The sequence below is a fragment of the Leptospira venezuelensis genome (genome assembly GCF_002150035.1).
Lineage (GTDB): Bacteria > Spirochaetota > Leptospiria > Leptospirales > Leptospiraceae > Leptospira_B > Leptospira_B venezuelensis.
The window spans coordinates 640,100-660,271 of record NZ_NETS01000008.1; the positions used below are offsets into that span (position 1 = coordinate 640,100).

At 38.0% G+C, this 20,172-nt stretch carries 15 protein-coding genes; 3 read left to right on the forward strand and 12 right to left on the reverse strand.

The annotated features are described in order from the left end of the window. Positions 1–13: 13 nt before the first annotated feature. The 4 genes from B1C82_RS07040 to B1C82_RS07055 all read right to left on the reverse strand — a co-directional run bounded on the left by B1C82_RS07040 (position 14) and on the right by B1C82_RS07055 (position 8,298). A complete protein-coding gene (locus tag B1C82_RS07040) occupies positions 14–3,193 on the reverse strand; it encodes a SpoIIE family protein phosphatase (protein WP_086446877.1) in 3,180 nt (1,059 codons plus the stop codon). Between the two features lie 152 nt (positions 3,194–3,345). After that, positions 3,346–5,952, reverse strand: coding sequence for a polynucleotide kinase-phosphatase (locus B1C82_RS07045; RefSeq protein WP_086446878.1), 2,607 nt, complete (start codon positions 5,950–5,952; stop codon positions 3,346–3,348). After that, positions 5,909–7,300, reverse strand: a complete 1,392-nt coding sequence (locus B1C82_RS07050; protein ID WP_086446879.1) for a 3' terminal RNA ribose 2'-O-methyltransferase Hen1 — start codon at positions 7,298–7,300, stop codon at positions 5,909–5,911. Before B1C82_RS07050 ends, B1C82_RS07045 begins: the two co-directional genes overlap by 44 nt. A 92-nt stretch (positions 7,301–7,392) precedes the next feature. Further along, entirely contained in the window at positions 7,393–8,298 is a 906-nt protein-coding gene (locus B1C82_RS07055; protein WP_086446880.1) for an AraC family transcriptional regulator, read from the reverse strand. A gap of 129 nt (positions 8,299–8,427) precedes the next feature. Between B1C82_RS07055 and B1C82_RS07060 the strand changes: the two genes are divergently transcribed. Next, positions 8,428–9,279, forward strand: coding sequence for an NmrA family NAD(P)-binding protein (locus B1C82_RS07060; RefSeq protein ID WP_086446881.1), 852 nt, complete (start codon positions 8,428–8,430; stop codon positions 9,277–9,279). Between the two features lie 292 nt (positions 9,280–9,571). Then, positions 9,572–12,550 (forward strand): SpoIIE family protein phosphatase, encoded by a 2,979-nt coding sequence (locus tag B1C82_RS07065; protein ID WP_086446882.1) that lies wholly within the window; start codon positions 9,572–9,574, stop codon positions 12,548–12,550. 12 nt (positions 12,551–12,562) lie between these two features. Here the strand turns inward: B1C82_RS07065 and B1C82_RS07070 are convergent, their stop codons facing one another. From B1C82_RS07070 to B1C82_RS07105, 8 genes are all read right to left on the reverse strand, one after another. Beyond that, a complete protein-coding gene (locus tag B1C82_RS07070; RefSeq protein WP_086446883.1) occupies positions 12,563–13,318 on the reverse strand; it encodes a phosphatidate cytidylyltransferase in 756 nt (251 codons plus the stop codon). After that, the gene (locus B1C82_RS07075) at positions 13,305–14,183 is read right to left on the reverse strand and encodes a diacylglycerol/lipid kinase family protein (RefSeq protein ID WP_086446884.1); all 879 of its coding nucleotides are present in this window, start codon (positions 14,181–14,183) and stop codon (positions 13,305–13,307) included. The genes B1C82_RS07070 and B1C82_RS07075 overlap by 14 nt, the downstream gene beginning before the upstream one ends. Further along, the gene (locus tag B1C82_RS07080; protein WP_086446885.1) at positions 14,184–14,759 is read right to left on the reverse strand and encodes a CDP-alcohol phosphatidyltransferase family protein; all 576 of its coding nucleotides are present in this window, start codon (positions 14,757–14,759) and stop codon (positions 14,184–14,186) included. Then, entirely contained in the window at positions 14,756–15,640 is an 885-nt protein-coding gene (locus tag B1C82_RS07085; RefSeq protein WP_086446886.1) for a fatty acid desaturase family protein, read from the reverse strand. The genes B1C82_RS07080 and B1C82_RS07085 overlap by 4 nt, the downstream gene beginning before the upstream one ends. A gap of 473 nt (positions 15,641–16,113) precedes the next feature. Continuing rightward, positions 16,114–16,584, reverse strand: a complete 471-nt coding sequence (locus B1C82_RS07090; RefSeq protein ID WP_086446887.1) for an ankyrin repeat domain-containing protein — start codon at positions 16,582–16,584, stop codon at positions 16,114–16,116. 60 nt (positions 16,585–16,644) lie between these two features. Continuing rightward, the gene (locus B1C82_RS07095) at positions 16,645–17,535 is read right to left on the reverse strand and encodes an alpha/beta fold hydrolase (protein ID WP_086446888.1); all 891 of its coding nucleotides are present in this window, start codon (positions 17,533–17,535) and stop codon (positions 16,645–16,647) included. Between the two features lie 11 nt (positions 17,536–17,546). Beyond that, entirely contained in the window at positions 17,547–18,023 is a 477-nt protein-coding gene (locus B1C82_RS07100; RefSeq protein ID WP_086446889.1) for an SRPBCC domain-containing protein, read from the reverse strand. 2 nt (positions 18,024–18,025) lie between these two features. Continuing rightward, entirely contained in the window at positions 18,026–18,361 is a 336-nt protein-coding gene (locus B1C82_RS07105; RefSeq protein ID WP_086446925.1) for an ArsR/SmtB family transcription factor, read from the reverse strand. Between the two features lie 235 nt (positions 18,362–18,596). Between B1C82_RS07105 and B1C82_RS07110 the strand changes: the two genes are divergently transcribed. Then, positions 18,597–20,018, forward strand: coding sequence for a Kelch repeat-containing protein (locus tag B1C82_RS07110; protein WP_086446926.1), 1,422 nt, complete (start codon positions 18,597–18,599; stop codon positions 20,016–20,018). The last annotated feature ends 154 nt before the right edge of the window (positions 20,019–20,172 follow it).

Below are 20,172 nucleotides of genomic sequence, written 5' to 3' on the forward strand. Positions count from 1 at the left end.
TTGACCACGTAGCCTAAGATTCCTTAGGCTGCTCATTTCCATCAGAAAGCTTACTCAAATGCTTTTTCAAAAGTCCTAGCACCTTCAAAACAAATTCATTGGATGGATCCAATTGGAGAGCATCCTTTAAGATTGAATCCGCTCTATCAAAATTTTTAACTGCTATATAAATTTCAGCAAGATTAGTCAGATTTTTAATATGAGAAGGTTCTCTCAAACGAAGACGTTCGCTGAAATCTAAAGCCTTTCTAATCTGACCGGCTTTCCTCGCCGCAAAGGAAGCTACATATAATATCTCGCTATCGATTGGATTCAGTTTAAAATAATCTTCCGCATATCTGGCTGCCTTTTGATAATCTTTTAATTTCAGAAAAAGTTTTATAAAATTCTTCTTCACCTCAGGAACTCTACTATCCAAAGATTCTGCTTCCTCTAAATAGCTAAGTGCTTCTTGGGTGTCTTTATTTAAGAAGGTTTCTTTTGCATTCCTAAGTAATTCTTTGATCCTTTGTCTTTTTTCATCATGAGGAATTGTATGTTTGCCATTTCCAGTGAAAGACAATCGAATAAGAGAAAGATCATCACTCAATTTACCATTATTCAAAATAACGTTATAAATTTCCTGGAGGTCTCCCTTTCCTTTCTCCACAGAATTTAAGAATAATTTCTCGTCATCGTTGATGATCCTATCACCATCCGAATCTATTCCTACGATAATATCATCCCTACCGTCAGACCCTACGAAGATACAATCTCCAGGCTCCAATTGGAAGGTTTTGATAAAAATTGTTCCCTCCACACCGGTAGTTCCCAATTTCCTGAACATGAACTCATTCTCTATAAAACTTGCTATTCCATCTCGATACAAAACTGTCCAAGGATGTTCTGCATTAATATAGTATAATATTCCAAGCTCATCATCCACAAGACCGATTACGGAAGAAACAAGCATGGACCCGTCAAAACTTTCGAATACCTTATGTAACTCTATAAATGCATTTTTTAGCCATCTTTCCGGAGATTGTTTCTTAATCGTGTCCACTACTCTCGTTCGTTCAATGATAGATTCAAAGACAGATCCAAGAACCAATGCACCACCGGCACCCTGCATCGATTTCCCCATAGCATCTCCGTTCAAGAACACCGTGTAGGATCTCCCCTGCAAATCAATATGATTGGAAATATTTAGGTCCCCACCGATCTCATCTTCATGTTTTCTAAAAGTGAATCTTTTCTTTTGTTTCAGGAGAAATTCTACCTTTACATTTTCTTGATTTGCCTTATTGGAACCCAAAGGTTTAATCAAAAGAGAAGTTAAAAAATAATCTGCATCCTGTTGTTGTTTTAACTCTTGGACTTCGTTTAAGGTTTGTTCTAATTCTTTGGTTCTATCTTTTACTTTTTCTTCCAGTTCGTTAGCATATTGCTCCAATCTTTTTCTAGCAGCTTGGATAGACCTTGCCATCCTATTAAAGGATCTTGCAATAAAGCCGATCTCGTCCTCAACCCTTGGAACCAATCTATATTCTAAATTTCCAGAATTTACTTCCGTCAATCCGACAACTACTTCTTCCATCGGTCTTACAATTGCGTTATGGAAGAAGAGCCTAAATCCGAAACTAATTGTAACGATCATAACTAAAAGACAGATCACCATTACTAAAGAAGGAGAATGTAAATATTCCCTGAAAGATTTATAAGTGAATCCTACTTCGTAAATTTTTTCATTTTGAGGATGGACCACTAAATAAGCCAAATAGAACTCTGGAGTTTTTTCATTGGCTTTATTAAATTTTGCTCCTCTATACATCCTTTCTCCCACTTCTCTCAAAGAAGTTAAAGGAAGAATAAAAGACGATCTCACTTCCAATTCTGACTTTCCGGAGGAAATATCCTTTTCTACTTTTTTACGAACCTGTTCGAGGACCGATTTTAAGCCAATCTCTTCGGAGTTCAGAAGTTTAGCTACTGCAGCCGGATCATTTTTAGAAGGGAGATTAGAAAATTTATTTTTTATAATATTCAGTTTCTTATTTAGAAATCGAAAAAAATCAATAAGCTCAGCATCCGAAACTATATCTTCCCCTTTTGATTCATAAAAACTTTTTATTCCTTCCGAGTATGCATAAAATTCCTTTGGTGAATCTGCAAGGATCGCTTTGGATCTTTCCCATCTTTCTTTCGAGTTCAACGTTCCCAAATTGGTAAGTTTTCGAGTTACGTTGAAAAATTTAATCTCTAGACGATCTTCCGATTCGAACCTTGAGTCCTTCTCCCCTTTTTCCAAAACGAACTCTTTAGAGTCCGGATCAAAAGAGAGAAGATAGGCAAAACCCTCTGGTTTCTTCCCTTGAAACGCAGCAAGCTCTGAAGCCTGTCCCTTTAATGTATCAAAAGAAGTTTCATAACCATTTAATATAGCATAACCTACAAGCTGAAATGCCAAAAGAAAAGTAGCCATAGTCACGGCTACGATCTTACTCAAAATTGTAGTTCTTTCTTTGGTAGCATTCGCATAAATGATCAGCACAAGAAAAAGACCGGCTACAAGTGCAATATCTGTAGTATGTTGGAATACTTTTCGGGAGATCGAACCGTCCCTACTCATTACATTCAGAATACCGGGAATAATCGTAATCGTAGAATAAGCGATCGCTATGTAAATGATCCATCTTCTTTCCTTTCCCTTTTCGACGATAGCTCTCCATGTGGCTGAGGCTAAAAAGGAAAAGTTATATATCAAAATTATAATGGAGAATATTTTATAGAACTTGTGAGACTCAAAATCCCAATAATTACTCCCTATATTAAAACGATGGTCCGACTGTAATGTCACAGCAATAAATGTAGCTTCGACAATAGCAAGTCCAGCATACAAAATAGAATAAACAGTTAAACCAAACTTAACGTTTCTAGGATTTGGGAAATAAAAGAAAAAGATAAAACATTGCACAAACCCCATCATTGGAGAAGGGATCGCTAACCAACGATGTATAATAGTCCATTGATCAAAAGAGATGAATGCAATAATATAAGCTAAATGAAATAAGGTCATCGCTAGGGTTGAAAGACCCAAGTGAAATGCAGCCTTACTGCCATCTTTAATACTTAAAAAGAAGAAGGTAACGTAGATGGAAAAAAGGCAGGCAAGTAGAGAACCAAAAAAGTAAAAATTGAAATAGAACTGATCCATATAGGCAGCATAAAAAGAATCTCGAAACCGGTTTCCGTCAAGAAGATTGTTTTTAGATTAGAACCGGTTATAGGAGAAAACTCTAACGGAAATACCTATCTATAAAGCGATAGATATCATAATGCAATAATCGTATAAAACCCAAGACTAAATTATAATCTTGGGTCTACATCTTCACTTTCTAACGCCAAAACTCCAAATACGGATTCGTGAATCCTACGTAATGGTTCCTTTTTAACGAAACGTTCTAATGCCTCAATACCTAAAGCGAATTCACGTAACGCCAAGGACCTTTTCCTAGCCAGTCCTCTTTTCCTTAACCTTTCAAGATTTTCAGGACGATCATATTCAGGACCGTATATTATTCGAAGATATTCAGGGCCTCTACATTTAATAGCAGGTTGCAATAAACCTTCCTTCCCAAAAGCAAGAAAGTCATAAGGTTTAACGACCATACCTTCTCCTCCTTTTGAAACAAGATTCAACCACCAGCTAATCGCATCTTCGGTCTCCTTTTCTGATTCCAAATTTACCGATCTATATTCGGTTGCCCTTAGTAAGTTAGAGTCGAATCTACAAATCTCCGAAATATTTTCCATGTGCCAAGCATGGGACTTGTCTGTATAAGTTTTTCCTTCTGTTGCAAGGATATGAAAAGGAGCCAACTTCAGGTCCGCAATCGATTTCACCTCCCAGCAGTATCCAGAATATGCACTTTCATATTTCGAAACAGAGGTTTGTTTATTTTCAAAGTCTCCGATTAATTTGGAAGCCTCTTCAGATCCAAGATTTGCTGCTTGCTTTAATAAATGGATTGCATCCGAAAAAGAAGCGAACGCCGCGGAGTAAACTGCTGCATATTGATCTCGTATAAGAGCTTGGGCCTTCAACGACCACGGCATCAATTCTGAATCCATACATACCCAATCCGTCTGGAACTTCTCCCAGAAACCGCTAACGGTTAAAGCCCGATTCAGATGATCTAGAAATTCCTTTTCAAGGCTTGGATCGTTAAAAAAGTTCCGACCCGTTCTAGTGTAACAAATCCCGAATCCCTCCTCTTCAATACCGAATCTAAGTTTTGCAATCTCTTCATTTTTACAAATCGTTATGATTGCACGAGAACCCATATGTTTCTCTTCACATACGATCTTCGTAATTCCCCTTTTCTGATAATATTCGAACGCCTGTTGCGGATGTTCTAAAAATCCTGAAAGTTCGCTTGTAGAACATGGAGACATTGTAGGAGGAAGATAAATCAACCATTTAGGATTTACCGCAAATCGGCTCATCACCTCTAAGGTACTTATGGAATTTTCTTCCCTAATCGTGATATTATTTTTTAAACTAGTTTGAACAATTCGTTTACCAATCACATCTCCGATATCGAGTAAATCATCCTCCTCTTGTTGAGAAGAAAATCCGCCTTTCTGATCAAAATTTAATGGTTTAGCTGATTCATAATAGGTTTTCTTTGCATCTACTTGTACAATTTCTTCTTCAGGATAACGTAATGCAGTTAGTTTACCACCAAACACGCAACCGGTATCTATATTGATTGTATTATTCAACCACTCCGCGTATTTTACAGGAGTGTGGCCGTAGACAACCTTTGCATGGCCGCGATATTCTCTTGCCCAAGGATATCTTACCGGCAATCCAAACTCATCAATTTCGCCGGTAGTTTCTCCATACATACAAAAACTTCGAACTGCACCAGATCCTCGCCCCTGCATCTCTTCTTTCAAGCCCGCATGAGCTACCACTAACTTTCCTCTGTCAAATACATAGTGACTGATCAAATTATCTAAAAAAGTTTGTATAGATTTTACAAAACCATCGGGAACTTTTTCCAATTGTTCTACTGTTTTCTCTAACCCGTGTTTTAAAGTGACCTTTTTGCCATTTAAATATTTTTGCAATTTCCAATCATGATTTCCGGCTACGCAGAAAGCAGCTCCTGAATTGACCATGGACATCACAAGTCGAAGTACAGAAGGGGAATCTGGACCTCTGTCCACCAAATCTCCCACAAACACAACTTTTCTATTTTGAGGAGGAAGAATCTCAAAACCAAAATTTAATCCGTCATCCTCCACTTCATGGATTATATAACCTAGTTTTTCTAAAAGCTCCTTGGTTTCTTCATAACAACCGTGGATATCTCCGATAATATCGAATGGCCCCGATTCTTCTTTTTTATTGTTATATAATTTTTCTCGAATTATAGAAAGAACTGAATCCACTTCTTCTGGCGATTTCAGAACATAAATTTTGCGAAAACCTTCATCCCGTAGATTACGAATAGATCTTCTCAATTGGCTCCTCTGGTTTCGTATAACGTGAGGTCCAAAACTTCTATCTATCCTATGTTTATTTCTTTCTATACATATATTTTCCGGGATGTCCAGAACGATTGCGACAGGTAAACAATGGTATGCGCGAGAAATCTCAATAATGGGGCGACGTGATTCTTTCTGTACGTTTGTGGCATCCACTACGGTCAAAAGTCCCTTTTTTAGTCTTTTGCCTAATATGTAGTGCAGAAGTTCAAACGCATCTTCAGTCGCGCTTTGATCATTTTCGTCGTTGGAAACAATTCCTCTACACTCGTCGGAGGAAAGAATTTCCGTTTTTAAAAAATGTTTTTTGGCGAAACTTGATTTGCCGGAACCCGAAGTGCCAATTAGTACCACTACAGATAACTCAGGTACATTAATATCCAAGCGTGAATACCGCCATTTGAGTCGAAGCTCCAATGTTTTCCGCAACTTCTCCGACAGGAAAAAATTCTACAGAATAGCCGAATTTATCGCAAATATTTCTAGACCAATCCTGAAATTCGGATCTAGTCCACTCAAAACGATGATCATGATGTCTGAATTTCTTTAGTTTTTCGTAAAGTACATTATATTCTTTATTCGGAGTAGTTAAGACAACCGTTTTAGGACGTGAGAATTCAAAGAGTACCCTCTCAAAAGATTTTAAGCGGTTCAAATCCATATGCTCGATTACTTCCACTACTGCAGCCGCATCAAAACCTTGTAACCTCGGATCTTTGTAAATAAGAGATCCTTGTATAAATTTTAATCTTGCTCTTTGTCTTTCAGGGAGCTGCTCGTAATTTAATCTTTCTTTTGCCACTAAAAGTTCCGAATAAGAAACATCCATCGCCAAAATTTCGGAGAATTGTTTATTCTCTAAAAGGATTTTGGCGAGCTTTCCCTCTCCACACCCTAAATCTAAAACTTTTTCTGCTCCAGATTCTAATATTTTTTTCACGACCTCTTTGAGCCTAATCTTGTTTAAAGATTCTTTCTTTACTCTATCCTCAGTTTCTTGAACTTCATTTTTTTCTTCTGCGATCTCATCATCAGTAAGCTTTTGTAATGCACTTTTTGCAAAATGTTTAATATTCAATAAATAACGTCCGACAATAGCCTGCTTTTGAGGATGAGAAGTAAGCCAACCTTCTCCCTTTTTGACTAACTTGTCTATTTCTCCCTTGTCTATAAAATAATGTTTATCCAAGTCTAAGGCTGGGATTAAAACATATAAATGAGAGAGAAGCTCCTTGATTGTGATATTATTATTTAGCACCAGGGAGTAATATCTACTATCTCCCCAATCCGGAAACTTTGGATCCAAAGGAATTCTTTTTATTTCGCATTCGTATCCTAAAGGTTCAAAAAATGAACGAATTAAATTTTCTCCTCCCTTTGGAGCAGGAAGTACTGGAATTCGAACTTCTAGCGGGAACTGTTCGTGAACTAATTCAGGCCTTGTCTTACAGGTTCCGTTCAAGGCAGATGAAAGAGTTTGGGCAATCGCGACAGACAAGAAAGAAGACACTACATATGGTCTATCATTTACATATTGTTCTAGTGCAAATTGAGATTCTCCATTTTTCCGTTTTCCTCGAACCAAAGCAATTGGATCGATTTCCAACATCAAACAGAAGGTGGTTTTGTTTGGATTTCTTTCCGGGTAAAAATGAAGAACTCTCCCAAAAGAAAAATCAGAAGTCTGGAATTTTTCAGGATGTTTATGAAGCAAAAAACCTATATCGGTAGCCGGCTCCCTAGTCGTAGAAATTGTAAGTAACATAGAACAATAAAATTATCGTTTTCCCTCTAAAGACGGACAAATTAAAATAGAAAAGAAAGCTGAAAATCAAAAAGAAGGAATATCTTAAATTTTCATGCTCCCAACCTCTCCTGCTCCGAATTTCTAGGAGAAAGACCATGGATCCTTTTGTAAGCTTTTGAAAAAGCAAAGGCAGATGAGTAACCTACTGTTCTTGCAATCTCTTCCAAGGTAAAATTCTCTTCTGCCATCAAAGTTTTTCCCTTATCCATTCTTAATTTCGCCAAATAATCCATAGGAGTACATCCCAAAACATCTCTGAATCGATTTGCAATGGAAGCTCTTGAAACGCCAACCGATCTAGATAATTTTTCCAAGGTCCAAGGATAAGAAAGTTTTCTATGCAATGCCTCTAACGCTCTTAGAACCTTTTCATCTTTAAAGGCGCTTCTCCATCCTGGAGAAGAAGAAGGATGAATCTCCAACCAGTGTCGGATTACGTAGTAAAGAAGAATGTCGGTTAACCTTTGTAATATTAGATCAGAGCCGATACCCGAATCCAATTCCTGAGAGATCAATACTTGAGTGGTGTTTAACGGATGATGAGCTAAAACATCGGATGACTTTACTAAAATAAAATCCGGAAGTTCTAAGAAGAATGGATGTTGAGCCGAATCCGGAACCTCGTAACGAACGGAAACGAATGTAGTCAGAGGTAGTTTCTCAGATTTTTTTTGTTTTTCGGACATATCCAAGAATTTGGAGATATGTACGACCTTATCATCGGGGGAATATACAAGTTCATGATCCAAACTTTTTGCAACGAATAGAATATCCCCTTTCTCCAAACGGATCAGCTCTCCCTTGATCCTTGCGTAACAAGAGCCTTGGGAAATAATATGGAATCCCCCGCTTCTTTCACATGGAAAACGAAATCCCCATGGTTTATATAGAGAAGTTCTTGCAAGCAGATCCGCCTTCCAGCCCGCATTAGTCAATATTTCTGAGAGAATGTCCATATCTTAAGAGTAGACTAAAATATCCAAAAGTCGATCTCTTTATACTATTGGATATGTTTTTTAGATCCTTAGACATAGCCTAATTTAGGAACATCTTGTATCATTCAAAGTTACAGGAGAACAAATCAAATGAAAATATTCGTTTATGGTGGAGCAGGACAGATCTCCAGTTCCGTAATTTCTAAACTATTGGAACTAGGGCATGAAGTGTATGCAGGCACCAGAAATCCAGATGCAGGCAAAAAACTTTCAGGACTACATTGGGTATTTGCAGATGCAACCCAACCAACAAAAGGAACTGAAATTTTGGAGAAAGTGGAGAGAGCCTTCTTCATTTCTCCCCCAGGATACACCGACCAATATTCGGTATTAAGCCCTTGGTTTGAAAAAGCAAAAGTTTCTTCCTTGAAAAAGGTAGTCTTGATGAGCGCGATGGGTGTAGACTTCGCCCCTCCTGAGGCCCCATTCAGAAAATTAGAGATCAGTTTAGAAAACTCTGGAGTTCCTTATACGATCTTAAGACCAAATTGGTTTATGCAGAATTTTCAAACTTATTGGCTTTCCGGGATTTTGAAAGATAAGAAGATATTCTTCCCCGCAGGAAATGCAAAAACTAGCTTCATTCATACGGATGATATATCTTCATCTGTGGTTTCTGCTCTTCTGAATGATCAGTTCAACGGAAAAGGTATTACCTTAACCGGGAAAGAAGCTCTAACTCATGAAGAAGTAGCCGAAAAGATTTCTAAACATACCGGTCTAAAGGTAAGTTACTCTGACATCAGTCCTGAGACATTCAAAACAAATCTTTTACAAGCCGGTGTACCAGAAGATTATGCAAGTTTTATGGTATTCATCGCTGGAGCGCTGAAAGAAGGTCATTCTTCTCCTATACTAAATACCGTTCGGGAGATTACAGGAAAAGATCCTATCTCTTTTGATGAGTATGCAGAGCAAAACAAAAAGGTTTGGTTGAATTAAAATCTTCTCTTGTTCGACCTTAACCGAGACATCTTTAGATCGATTAAGGTTGAACAAATGTTACAAAGTCCAAAATCACCTAATTACAAAAAGTCGGAGTAAAAAATAGCACGAAAGCCTTAGTGCATATAGCAATTTAGAATAAATTTTGAAACAGATTTGAAATGTTTTTCTTTTGTCGATCAAACGCTCGATAAAAATCTAAAATAGCGGCCTCTGGTGTTGCTATTTATCACGTATTCAGTAATCCTCTTGACATTTAGTCGATTATGCAAAATCTAACAAGTCCGATATGGAAGCCTCCATTCTTTTCTCCCATCATGCAAGCGGAGTTTTCTCCTTATTCCTTTTAACCTTCGTTCTGAGCGGATTCTTGATATTCAAGAAGAACAGGACATTACCAACATATTATTTAATCATAATGTATATGGGATATGGGATCATGTTCTTAGGTTACTTTCTCTCTTATTCCATATTTAATCCGTTAGCCGCTTACCATAGATACCTTACAGTTTTTGTGATCTTCGGGATCGTAGGATTTATAGGCTTCTGTTACAATTTTCCACGAAATATTTATCCAAAGGAATCCAAGATCGTCATTCCTTTAAGTTTGGTAATCGCTTTAGCGGCTTGGATTCATTTTATTATCAAAACTACCGGAATGGAAAAGATTTATCTATTCTCGGCCCACCATTATAGTTTTGACTTTGGAAGAGAGGCGAGTTTTGCAATTCTTTTGTGTTTCATAATCAGCACTGTTATTCTTATCCGGAAAACTATACACTTTTCTCGTTATACAGGTATATTCCAAAGATGGAATACTGCGGTTAGCTCTTCAGCTCTCCCCATTCGTGTTCTAGTAAAGACTCTTTTATTTCTTCCTCTAAATTTCATGAGGATCCTCCTTCCAGCCAGAAAAGAAGGGATTGCATTAAGAGCATTTTTAGGGACTGTTATCTTAAACATTTTAAATGCTTACAATAACGTATTGAACAAGTCCGGAGTTCTATCTTACGACACTTATGCAATCACATATTTCATACTATCAGTAATTACGATATTTTTTATACAAAGCGCCTACTTGAATCACTCACCAGAACCCACAAGTTTTATGGGAAAAATTCTCTCGAGTGCAGTCGTTACTGTCGTACTAGCTTTAGGAGCAATTAGTTATATTACGTTATTCTCAACAGATAGATCTATCGAAAAAGAAGATTTAGTTGAGATGAATTCGGTAAAAACCGAGATCCGAAATGGAGACACAAATTTTCCCCCAAATGTAAGATACGTTTTATCTCGCCCAGTTGGGCCGGGAATATTTGACCATAAATATGAGATCCTTTTTTCAAAAGACGGTTTAAATCAAACCATCCTAAAAGAAGGAGAGAAGTATTACAAAAGTCAGCAGCTTAAAGAAGCGATTGAAAAGAATAAAAAGATCCATAAAGGAAAATCTGAATCCGAATTAGAAACAATCACTCTCAAGGAAATGAAAGAAACAAATCTTCCTTTAAACTCTAGACTTTATAGAGTCGCAGGAGACTTTTATATCCATTATGATTTCGTAATTGGTCAAACAAGATATGAAGTCGGGTTTGCTTATGCAGAATTTAGACAAGTGATCCATGATGTTGCTCGCTGGTTAATTCTGATAATCCTTGGGACTACTCTCTTTATATTGATCGCCTTCCCGATCTTACTCCGAATGAGTTTGATCCATCCTCTTAATAATCTATTAGCAGGTGTAGAGAAGGTGAATCATGGAGATCTAAATGTAAACGTCCCGATCAAGGCAATGGACGAGATTGGCTTTCTGTCATTGTCATTCAACTCGATGGTGGATTCTATCCGAGGCGCAAGAGAACAATTGCAGGAACATGCAGATCATTTGGAAGAAAAAGTAGAAGAGCGCACAAAAGAAGTCCAAGAAAAAATGGAAGAAGTCCAAAGACTGAAAATCCAACAAGATGGGGACTATTTCTTAACTTCTCTTCTCGCAAAACCTCTTTTTTATAATGCAAACAAGTCTTCTAAAATCAATACCAGCTTTCTTATTAGACAAAAGAAATATTTCGAATTTCGCAATAAGCAAGGAGAACTTGGAGGAGATATCTGCTTAACCGGAAATTTAAGATTAGGAACTCCTGATAATTACAAAAAATTCACCATGGCAATGAATGGCGACGCTATGGGAAAATCAATGCAAGGAGCTGGAGGCTCCTTAGTCATGGGAGTTGTAATGAACTCGATCATGGCAAGATCTGCCGCCAATAAAAGAGTTCTTTCTAAAACCCCTGAAGAATGGCTAACCGAGACCTATCTGGAAATCCATTCTGTTTTCAAAAGTTTCGACGGAACTATGGTCATCTCGGCTACAGTTGCATTGATCGACGACGAAACAGGCGAAATGTTCTACTGGAACGCAGAACATCCATTCTCCGTTTTATATAGAGACGGGAAGGCTTCATTTATAGAAAATACATTAGAACTTCGTAAATTAGGATTAGATTCAGAATTCGAGTTCAAGGTGAAAAAATTCCAGCTTCATCCTGGAGATCTAATTATATTAGCTTCCGATGGGAGAGACGATCTTCTATTATCCATACAGAACGGAAAAAGGATTATCAACGAAGACGAAAACGTTTTCTTAGATGTGGTAGAAAAATCTCACGGTGATATCAAATCCATCGAAAAGAATATCCGAAGCATTGGAGAAGTCATCGATGACCTCTCTATCCTAAGGATCGGCTTCCAAGAAGTAAATGTACCTTCAATAGAACAGGGAGAAGATCGAAATGATTTTGCAGATAAGGTAGTTCTGCAAAGTCTTTATAAAGAAGGAAAAGAATTATATCGAAATGGTGAGGCTCAAAAAGCGATCTCCATTCTTTTGGATGCATATGCAACAGATAATAATAACCAGAAATTGAACAAACTACTCGGTTTGATCAGCTTTAAGGAAAAAGATTATCCGTTAGCAGTAAAAGTTCTAAGTAAATATCTAACTCAGGACCCAGATACAGCAGAACTTTGGTATTATCTTTCTATTGCAGAAAAACGTATCGGCAACTTAGCACAATCCTTAGAAGCGGCAATGATGGTAAATCAAATGCAGCCTATGAATGTGCAAAATCTGGTACATCTTTCAGATCTAAATCGACTTTTAGGAAACAGGGAAGAAGCCATCGGCTTCACAAAATCCGCAGAAGAGATAGATCCTGAGAATAAGAATATTCGAAAACTCAAAAGATTATTAGAGATGGAACCTTAAACTTATCCTCTTTTAATTCCAAGGATCTCTGAAAACCTCGAAATAGATCGAAATGAAAGTCCAGAGACTTAGAGTAAAAAGGAAAGAATCGAATCGATCAAGAAAACCTCCATGCCCGGGAAGTACGGAAGAAAAATCTTTTATCGAAACTTTTCTCTTGATCCAGCTTGCAGCCAAATCTCCGGTTAAAGCTAAAAATCCGAAAAGAGGAAGAATCCAAATACATTTCCAAGAAAAATTTCCCCAAAAGGAAAACACGAATCCGGAAAATAGAAAAAGATAAGATAACCCTCCCATAAATCCTTCCCAAGTTTTATTTGGGCTAATCCTAGGAGCAATTTTTGTATTTCCAAAACTTTGACCTACGATCTGACTAAAGGCATCAAATCCAGCGATTCCTAAATACAACCATAAACACAATTTAGGTGAGAGGATCGAATACGAAAAACATGCTAATATCCCTAATAGTAGAAACATTCCTAAAACGGAAAAAAATTGGACAGGTCTTCCAATAGAAAGAGTTTGAATAAGTTCAATACCTCCAAGCAACAAAAGAAGCAGAATAAATCCGAGCCAGAAATACCCGCCACATATGGCAAATAAGGAGGACAAGGAAACAATGAAAGCATAAGACCAATACTTTCGAAATCTCAAAGCCCTTTCTTCTTTCGAACGCCCTTTGGATGAATGAAAAAACCAAACCCCTCCTACCAAAAAGCCGAAAATTACAAAACCTAAAACAGGTAAAGATTCCTTATCTAGGGCCATACAACCTCAAAGACTCGCGGAGAACTTTTACAGAAAAAGAAATTACGTTTTTATAAATTTCGCCATCTACCATAAGGATCTCAGGAGATTCGAAATTTACTACTACTGAATTTACTTGAAAAGGAGCCTTTGGTTCATAAAAGTATTTTCGAGAAAGAACGGAAAGATTATGTATAGTCTGTCCGAAAATTCCAGAGTTCAGTTCCAAAACTTCTAATTTTCCATCATTTGCTTTTGCATTTGGAAATGCCAAAAAATTCGCGACATGTCTGGTGTTATTCAGAATACATCCTGTTAAAGGAATTCTGTTTGTAGGCTCGCTGTCATAAGATACTTCATATATTTTTCTTTTCTGAAAAAATACTCCAATACCGGCCGCCACAGGATAACAATATTTCTTTAATTTTTTGAATCTGGAGTTTGCGATTTCAGTAACTGCAGCGGGAAAGCCAAAGGAAATCGTACTTGCGGAATAACATAGAAAAGTTTCTTCCTTTGTCCTAACGTCTATTTGCAATAGATCTAATATAGCGTCCTTTGTTAGGCTCAAGTTCTCTTCTTTACGGTTCCATTTTTCCCAACCGAAATCTCTCGCTAAAGAATTCCCTGTTCCAGCTGGGATCAAGCGTATCTTAGGAAAGGGAGGTTTTAAAGAAGAGAGCACTTCATGTAAAGTTCCATCCCCTCCGACAACGATGATCTCAGAATTGTTTCTTTCCTTTTGGGCTAGATTTTTTGCATGCCCCGGAAATTGAGTCTCCAAAAGCCGTATTCCCTCATTCTCTAGTCTTGACCGGACTAATGAATCAATCGCCGATTTTTCCTTGCGAAGTTTTCCATTTACAATCGCAACCGAATTTCCCATTTAAATTTTCCTCTTTTCTTTTTGTATCCAATATAATCCACGCACATTAGAGCGAAGTTCGTCCAGTATTCTTAAGATGAGAATCTCTTCCGCATAAGCAAAACAACTCACGAAGAAAGAAATGTATACAATGGGAGAAAAGGTACCGAACCAAAATAGAGTCATAAATAATATCCCGATACAATAAGCGGCAACTCTACTCGCATAGGTATGAAAGCTAGAAATGGTTCGGAACTTCCATAAGGAATAAATCATCTCGCCAAAGTATAAGATTAAAACGATTGAGATCCAAATCCTATACTCGTAAAAAAATACTGGTTCGAAAGTTAATATACCCGCAATCCCAACGAAAAAAAGAAGAAGGTCTGCCCAAGAGTCCAATTTTGCTCCGAACTCAGATTGAAAACGAAAAATTCTCGCGATCAGTCCGTCTGCGATATCGCTTAATAAAGCGACAAAAAAAAGCCAAGAGAAAGAAAAGCGATCATTCTTATAAATCAAATAAGCAAGGAAGGGAAGAGTTAAAAAACGTAAAATCGTAATACAGTTTGGAATGTATTTGGTATAAGAAGTCATTTAAGCTCCGAAGAAGATAATAAAGAAGCACCGTTTTCTTTTGTCGCCGCGTAGTGAATGTATTTTTTAGAAAAACAAATTCCCGCAAAACATTCAAAAATTGAAATATTCTTTTTCCTCTTTAGCAGTCCACGCGAAAGACTAAGCCAGGAAAGATTCGGATTTTCATGATGGATCTCATGATTCCCTATCCCAAACCCTAAGGGAAAATAGAATGTATTACTTTCTCTCTTCTCCGAATATCCTGTATGCTCGCACCAATGACGAAAACAACCCCAGAGGTTTGCAAAAAAGAATGTTCCGAAAATAAACCATAGATTAGGCCGAAGCCAATTGAACAGAATTCCCGAAATGATAAAGGATAGAAGTAAGAAGAAAAAAGCCTCACGGGAAAAGCCAGGTCTATTATCTTTCCGGACAGCCACAGAAGAAGATTTCCAAAGCAAAGAAAAAATACTAGAGACCAATGGTAGGAATTCCAACAAAACATAAAGAATACGATTCTTTCTAAACAATTCCAATTTCCACTTTGGCCATAACGGATCATCGGGAAGGTTTGTCTTTGCATGATGTTTTAGGTGAGAAAGCCTAAAAGGTTCTCCATAAAAAGGAAGAAAAACGAAAGCGCTTGCAAGATTCAAAATCAATCGATCGTATTTTGAACCGGTTAAATTTCTGTGAGTTCCTTCGTGAACAAGAAGTATCATCCAAGAGTGTAAGAATAAACCACTGATTGGAAGGATCCAAATCCCTCCGGAAATAAACATTTCGTGAAAGTATAAAAGAAATAGATACAGACAAGAAGCCAAGATCCCAGTATAAACCGGAATTCGCCAAAAAGATTTTCGTAATCGGCGATCTAATACTTCTTCGTAACTCATAAAAAATTCCAGCTATTTCAATTATTTTTCAAGAATGCAGAAAGAGTGAAATACTTCATTCACATCTCACAATTAATCATTCTTCCTCTGGTAGAGCCAGAAAAAAGTTATATCTGACTAAGAATTTTCCTTTTTTTGAAGTTATTCGCCTTCGTTAGGCATCTTAAAGAATTTTTAAATAAAGAAAATGAGTAAGAATAACTTTACTTTAGATTATTTATGGTATTGTGACTATTATATTTTCTGGAGGAAATAGATATTTAAAGGAGCCAACTGCATTCACTGCCTTTCCCGATTTGGTCTTTTTTTTTCAATGTCGACAAAGCCTTTCCACCATTCAATAATGCTTGGATCGCATTTTGAAATACAGTGACAGTAAAAGACAATCGTAAAAGAAAGATTCTAAATTTTATTAATAAGGATATATGCAAATATATCCCATTAGAGGTAAAGTCTAACGTAATATTAGTGAATTACATTAAATATCTCTTGCCTAAATTATCTCTCTTCTCTGTATCTGCGCCGTTTGAGATAAGAAGCTCAGAAATATCAGAGAGGCCATCGTAACTATAAGAAATATGTAATGGAGTCACACCTCTTGGATCGGAAACGTTTGGATCAGCTCCATGTTCCAATAAGATCTGTACAGGTTTAATTTTCCCGTTTTCCACAGCTTTATGAATAGGAAAAATCCCATTTCCGTCCGGGAGATTCGGATCCAACCCAGCGTTCAGCAAAGTTTCCAAATAAAACGGATCTTGGATCTCAGATGCACAAAAGCCGAGAAGGCCTTTAGTACATTCTTTTAGTTCTCCTTTATTGGGAATCAGGTCCAAAATTTTTCTGAAACCTTGTCTGTCTCCGTTTTCGATCTTAGAAAATAATTCCTTTCCTCTTTGTATCGTCTTACGATTTTCAACCCAGTTTGTAATCCAATCTAGCATTTAATTCCCCGATCTATATTTAGAAAATAGACTGCCTCCATTCGGATTTTGATCTTACCTTTAGGGAGAATCTAAAAAATCTTGGACCAAAGCAGAGGTCAATTCGGGGTATCGATCCTTTCCTTGAGACATGATCGCCTCTCCTAAATAATCACCATGCCCTCCTGGCAAAATCAAAAGTCTTGCTTTGGGGATCATTCGAACCATTTCAACTGCGTGCTCCAATTTAGGGACATCTTTATCCCCAAGTAAGATTAAAGTTGGAATTCCAACAGTTCTAATATCTTTATCGTTAAGATCTTTGAAATTACGCATTCTCGCAGCATCTTTCTCATACATAGTGTGCAATTTTTGAGGATCAGGATTTACTTTTAGAAAAGCTTCTTTAAGCGCCTGTGGCATATTTTCGAAAGTAGCATTCTTCATAAAATTCCAGAACAGAGGATATGCTCCTTCTCTCTTGGTAATTGAAGAGGCGAATATAAGTTTACGGACTAATTTCGGATATCGGATCGCGACATTCATGGCAACACTTGCGCCATTGCTAAAGCCGAAAATATCTGCTTGTTCTACTTTTAAGAACTTAAGAAGAGCAATCACATCTTCCGCAGAAGTTTCGAAACTTACAGGCGCATTTCTATCTGTAGTTCTTCCATGTCCTTGTTCATCTAGAGCGATCACTTTACGATTTTGAGCGAGAAGAGGCAGAATCCGACTGTAAGTTACTTCTATCGTGGAACCTCCACCATTTAGTAGAACGAGCGGGATCCCGTCCTTCTTGCCATGGATCTCATAATACATCTGGATATCTCTGATAGGAGCAAGACCCTTTTCGACTGCTTCAGATGTAATCGTGGGCGGTGTTTCGCGGAGTTGAAAAGGTTTTCCAGAGGAACAATCAACAACTAAAAATAGTATAAAAATATAATATGTAATCTTTGAAATTTTCATTACGGTTCTCCTTATTTAACCTTTACGAGATAGTCGGTTAATCTTATTAAATGTGCCAAAGTACCTTCTCTTCTGGAGGCTACACCTTCTCTCCCGATAGTTTGGTCCAAAAATGCGACCTGCTCTGTGAATGTAAGTTTCGTATTAGAAGAATCAATTTTCTCTATTTCAACAGACGCAATGGAGACTGAATGAATCTTTCCACTTAAGATCATATCATAAACGAAAACGATCCGTTGATTTTCGATCAGATCGGAAAACCTGGCTTTGTATAAGGTTTCTTTTCCGTTTGGAAAACGACCGTGTAAAATTTCTTCTCCACCAATTCGAAAATCCAATTTTCTCTCCACGACGGACCAATCTCCAGGACCAATAAACCAATTTGATTTTGCTTCTACATTGCTCCATGCAGAATACACGGATTCCGGGTCTGATTGATACACTCTTTCTATGCTAAAAATTTCATGAGCAACTTTCAATGTTTCCATATTTACTTCTTACCTTTCTCCGTTTTCTCTAAAAATTCTCCCAATCGATCAAAATTCCTTTCCCAGAATTTTCTGCGCTGATTCAACCAGTTCTCGATCAGGTCCAATGAATTCATTTCTACCATGCATGAACGCACACGACCTATCTTTTGGGTCTTGATTAAACCGCTTTCTTCCAAAATTTGCACATGTTGGACAACAGCAGCCATGCTCATTGCCAGAGGACTGGCAAGCTCACTCACAGATGCCGGTCTCTTACTAAGTCTCTCTACAATATCACGGCGAGTTGGATCGGATAAGGCATAGAAGATCCTATCCAAGGAAGAATTGTTAAGCATTTGCTTAAGTATAGCGCCAGTTGAAAAATAGTCAAGCATTTGCTTAAGTATTTTTCCGCGAATTCGGACTCCTCTCGAAAAGCAACGGGGGATATTCTGAAGAATTGATCCGGTGTACCACAGAGCGTAAATTACCGTATAACTACTTATTTACGTAAAAGTATTCGTATTAGTACGAATACCACTCTTCAGGAAGATCTGATATTATTGTCTCATCTCTTTTGGGAACATGCGTATGATTTCTTCGATTCGAAAAACAAAAATTCTATATTCTATTTTCGTTATATCCCTTCTCTCCTGCTCGGAAGGAGGAGGAAATAATTCTCTCGGCTTACTCGCATTATTAGGTGGGACTCAGAGTATTTCTCAAGCCACATGGACTTGGATCAGCGGAAGATCTTCCGATACAGTAGGCGGCGGTTATGGTATAGGTGTCTATGGCACAAAAGGAATCACAGACCCAGCAAATTTTCCCGGCGGACGCCAGGACGCAATGCAATGGACAGATTCCTCTAATCAATTGTGGTTATTCGGTGGTACGGGAAGGGATCCGGGGACAGGTTTCGGACGATTGAACGATCTTTGGAAATTCGATGGGACTAATTGGACTTGGGTAAAAGGATCCAACACAGTCAATGCAAATGGTATCTATGGAACGAAAGGTGTTACCGATCCTACAAATACTCCAGGAGCCAGAATGGGCGGCACTACTTGGGTAGACTCATCTGGAAATCTTTGGCTTTTCGGAGGTTGCGGTAATATAAATAGTTCAGAATGTTTCAGCGATCTTTGGAAGTTCGACGGAACAAATTGGACCTGGGTGGCCGGGCCTAATACTAAAAATACTAACGGAATTTATGGCACAAAGGGTGTTGCAAATTCTGCCAATTTTCCGGGAGGAAGGCAGGGGGCAACAGGATGGATAGACTCATCCGGTACGATATGGATATTCGGAGCAAATGCCGGCCTTGAAGAATCCTTTGGCACTCCATCAACCCTAAACGATCTATGGAAATTTGATGGGACCAATTGGACCTGGGTGGCAGGGCTCAAAACGATAGGTGGTCCCGGAGATGGAAATTGGGGAGCGATAAATGTTCCATCTGCTAGCAATATTCCTTCCTCTAGAGGAGATTCAATATCTTGGGTCGATTCTTCTGGCAATCTTTGGTTATTCGGAGGATCTAGCTACGATGGCAATTGGAATGATGTTTGGAAATTCGACGGAACAAATTGGACTTGGGTAGGCGGTTCCAATACGCCAGATCAAACGGGAGTTTACGGTAAGAAGAACATCACTAGTTCGAATAATATTATAGGCTCAAGAAGTAACGGAACCGGAGGAAAACTGCCGAACGGTAAGATCTGGATTTTTGGAGGCTTCGGAGTAGATTCAACCGGCAATTTCGGTCAATTGAATGATCTTTGGATCTTCGACGGAAAGAAATGGACCTGGAAAGGAGGAACGAATCTCGCAGTGCAAGCAGGCAATTTCGGACCAAAAGGAGAAGCAGGAACTGACTATTATCCAGGAGGTCGCGTCGGGCTAAATGGATGGACGGATTCAAAAGGAAATATTTGGCTCTTCGGAGGACAGGGTATTGACTCAAACGGGAATAATGAATTTCAGAACGATCTCTGGAAAGTGCGTCCTTAAGATTTCCGAACATTCTAAGATCCTAATACTCCTTTTCCTCCCCTTATAAAACAAAAAAGCCAGAGCTATTAACTCTGGCTTTTTAAATAAACTTCAACAATAGAATATAACTGTGAATTGAGCTGTTGCTGATCATCATATGGATGTTCATGCG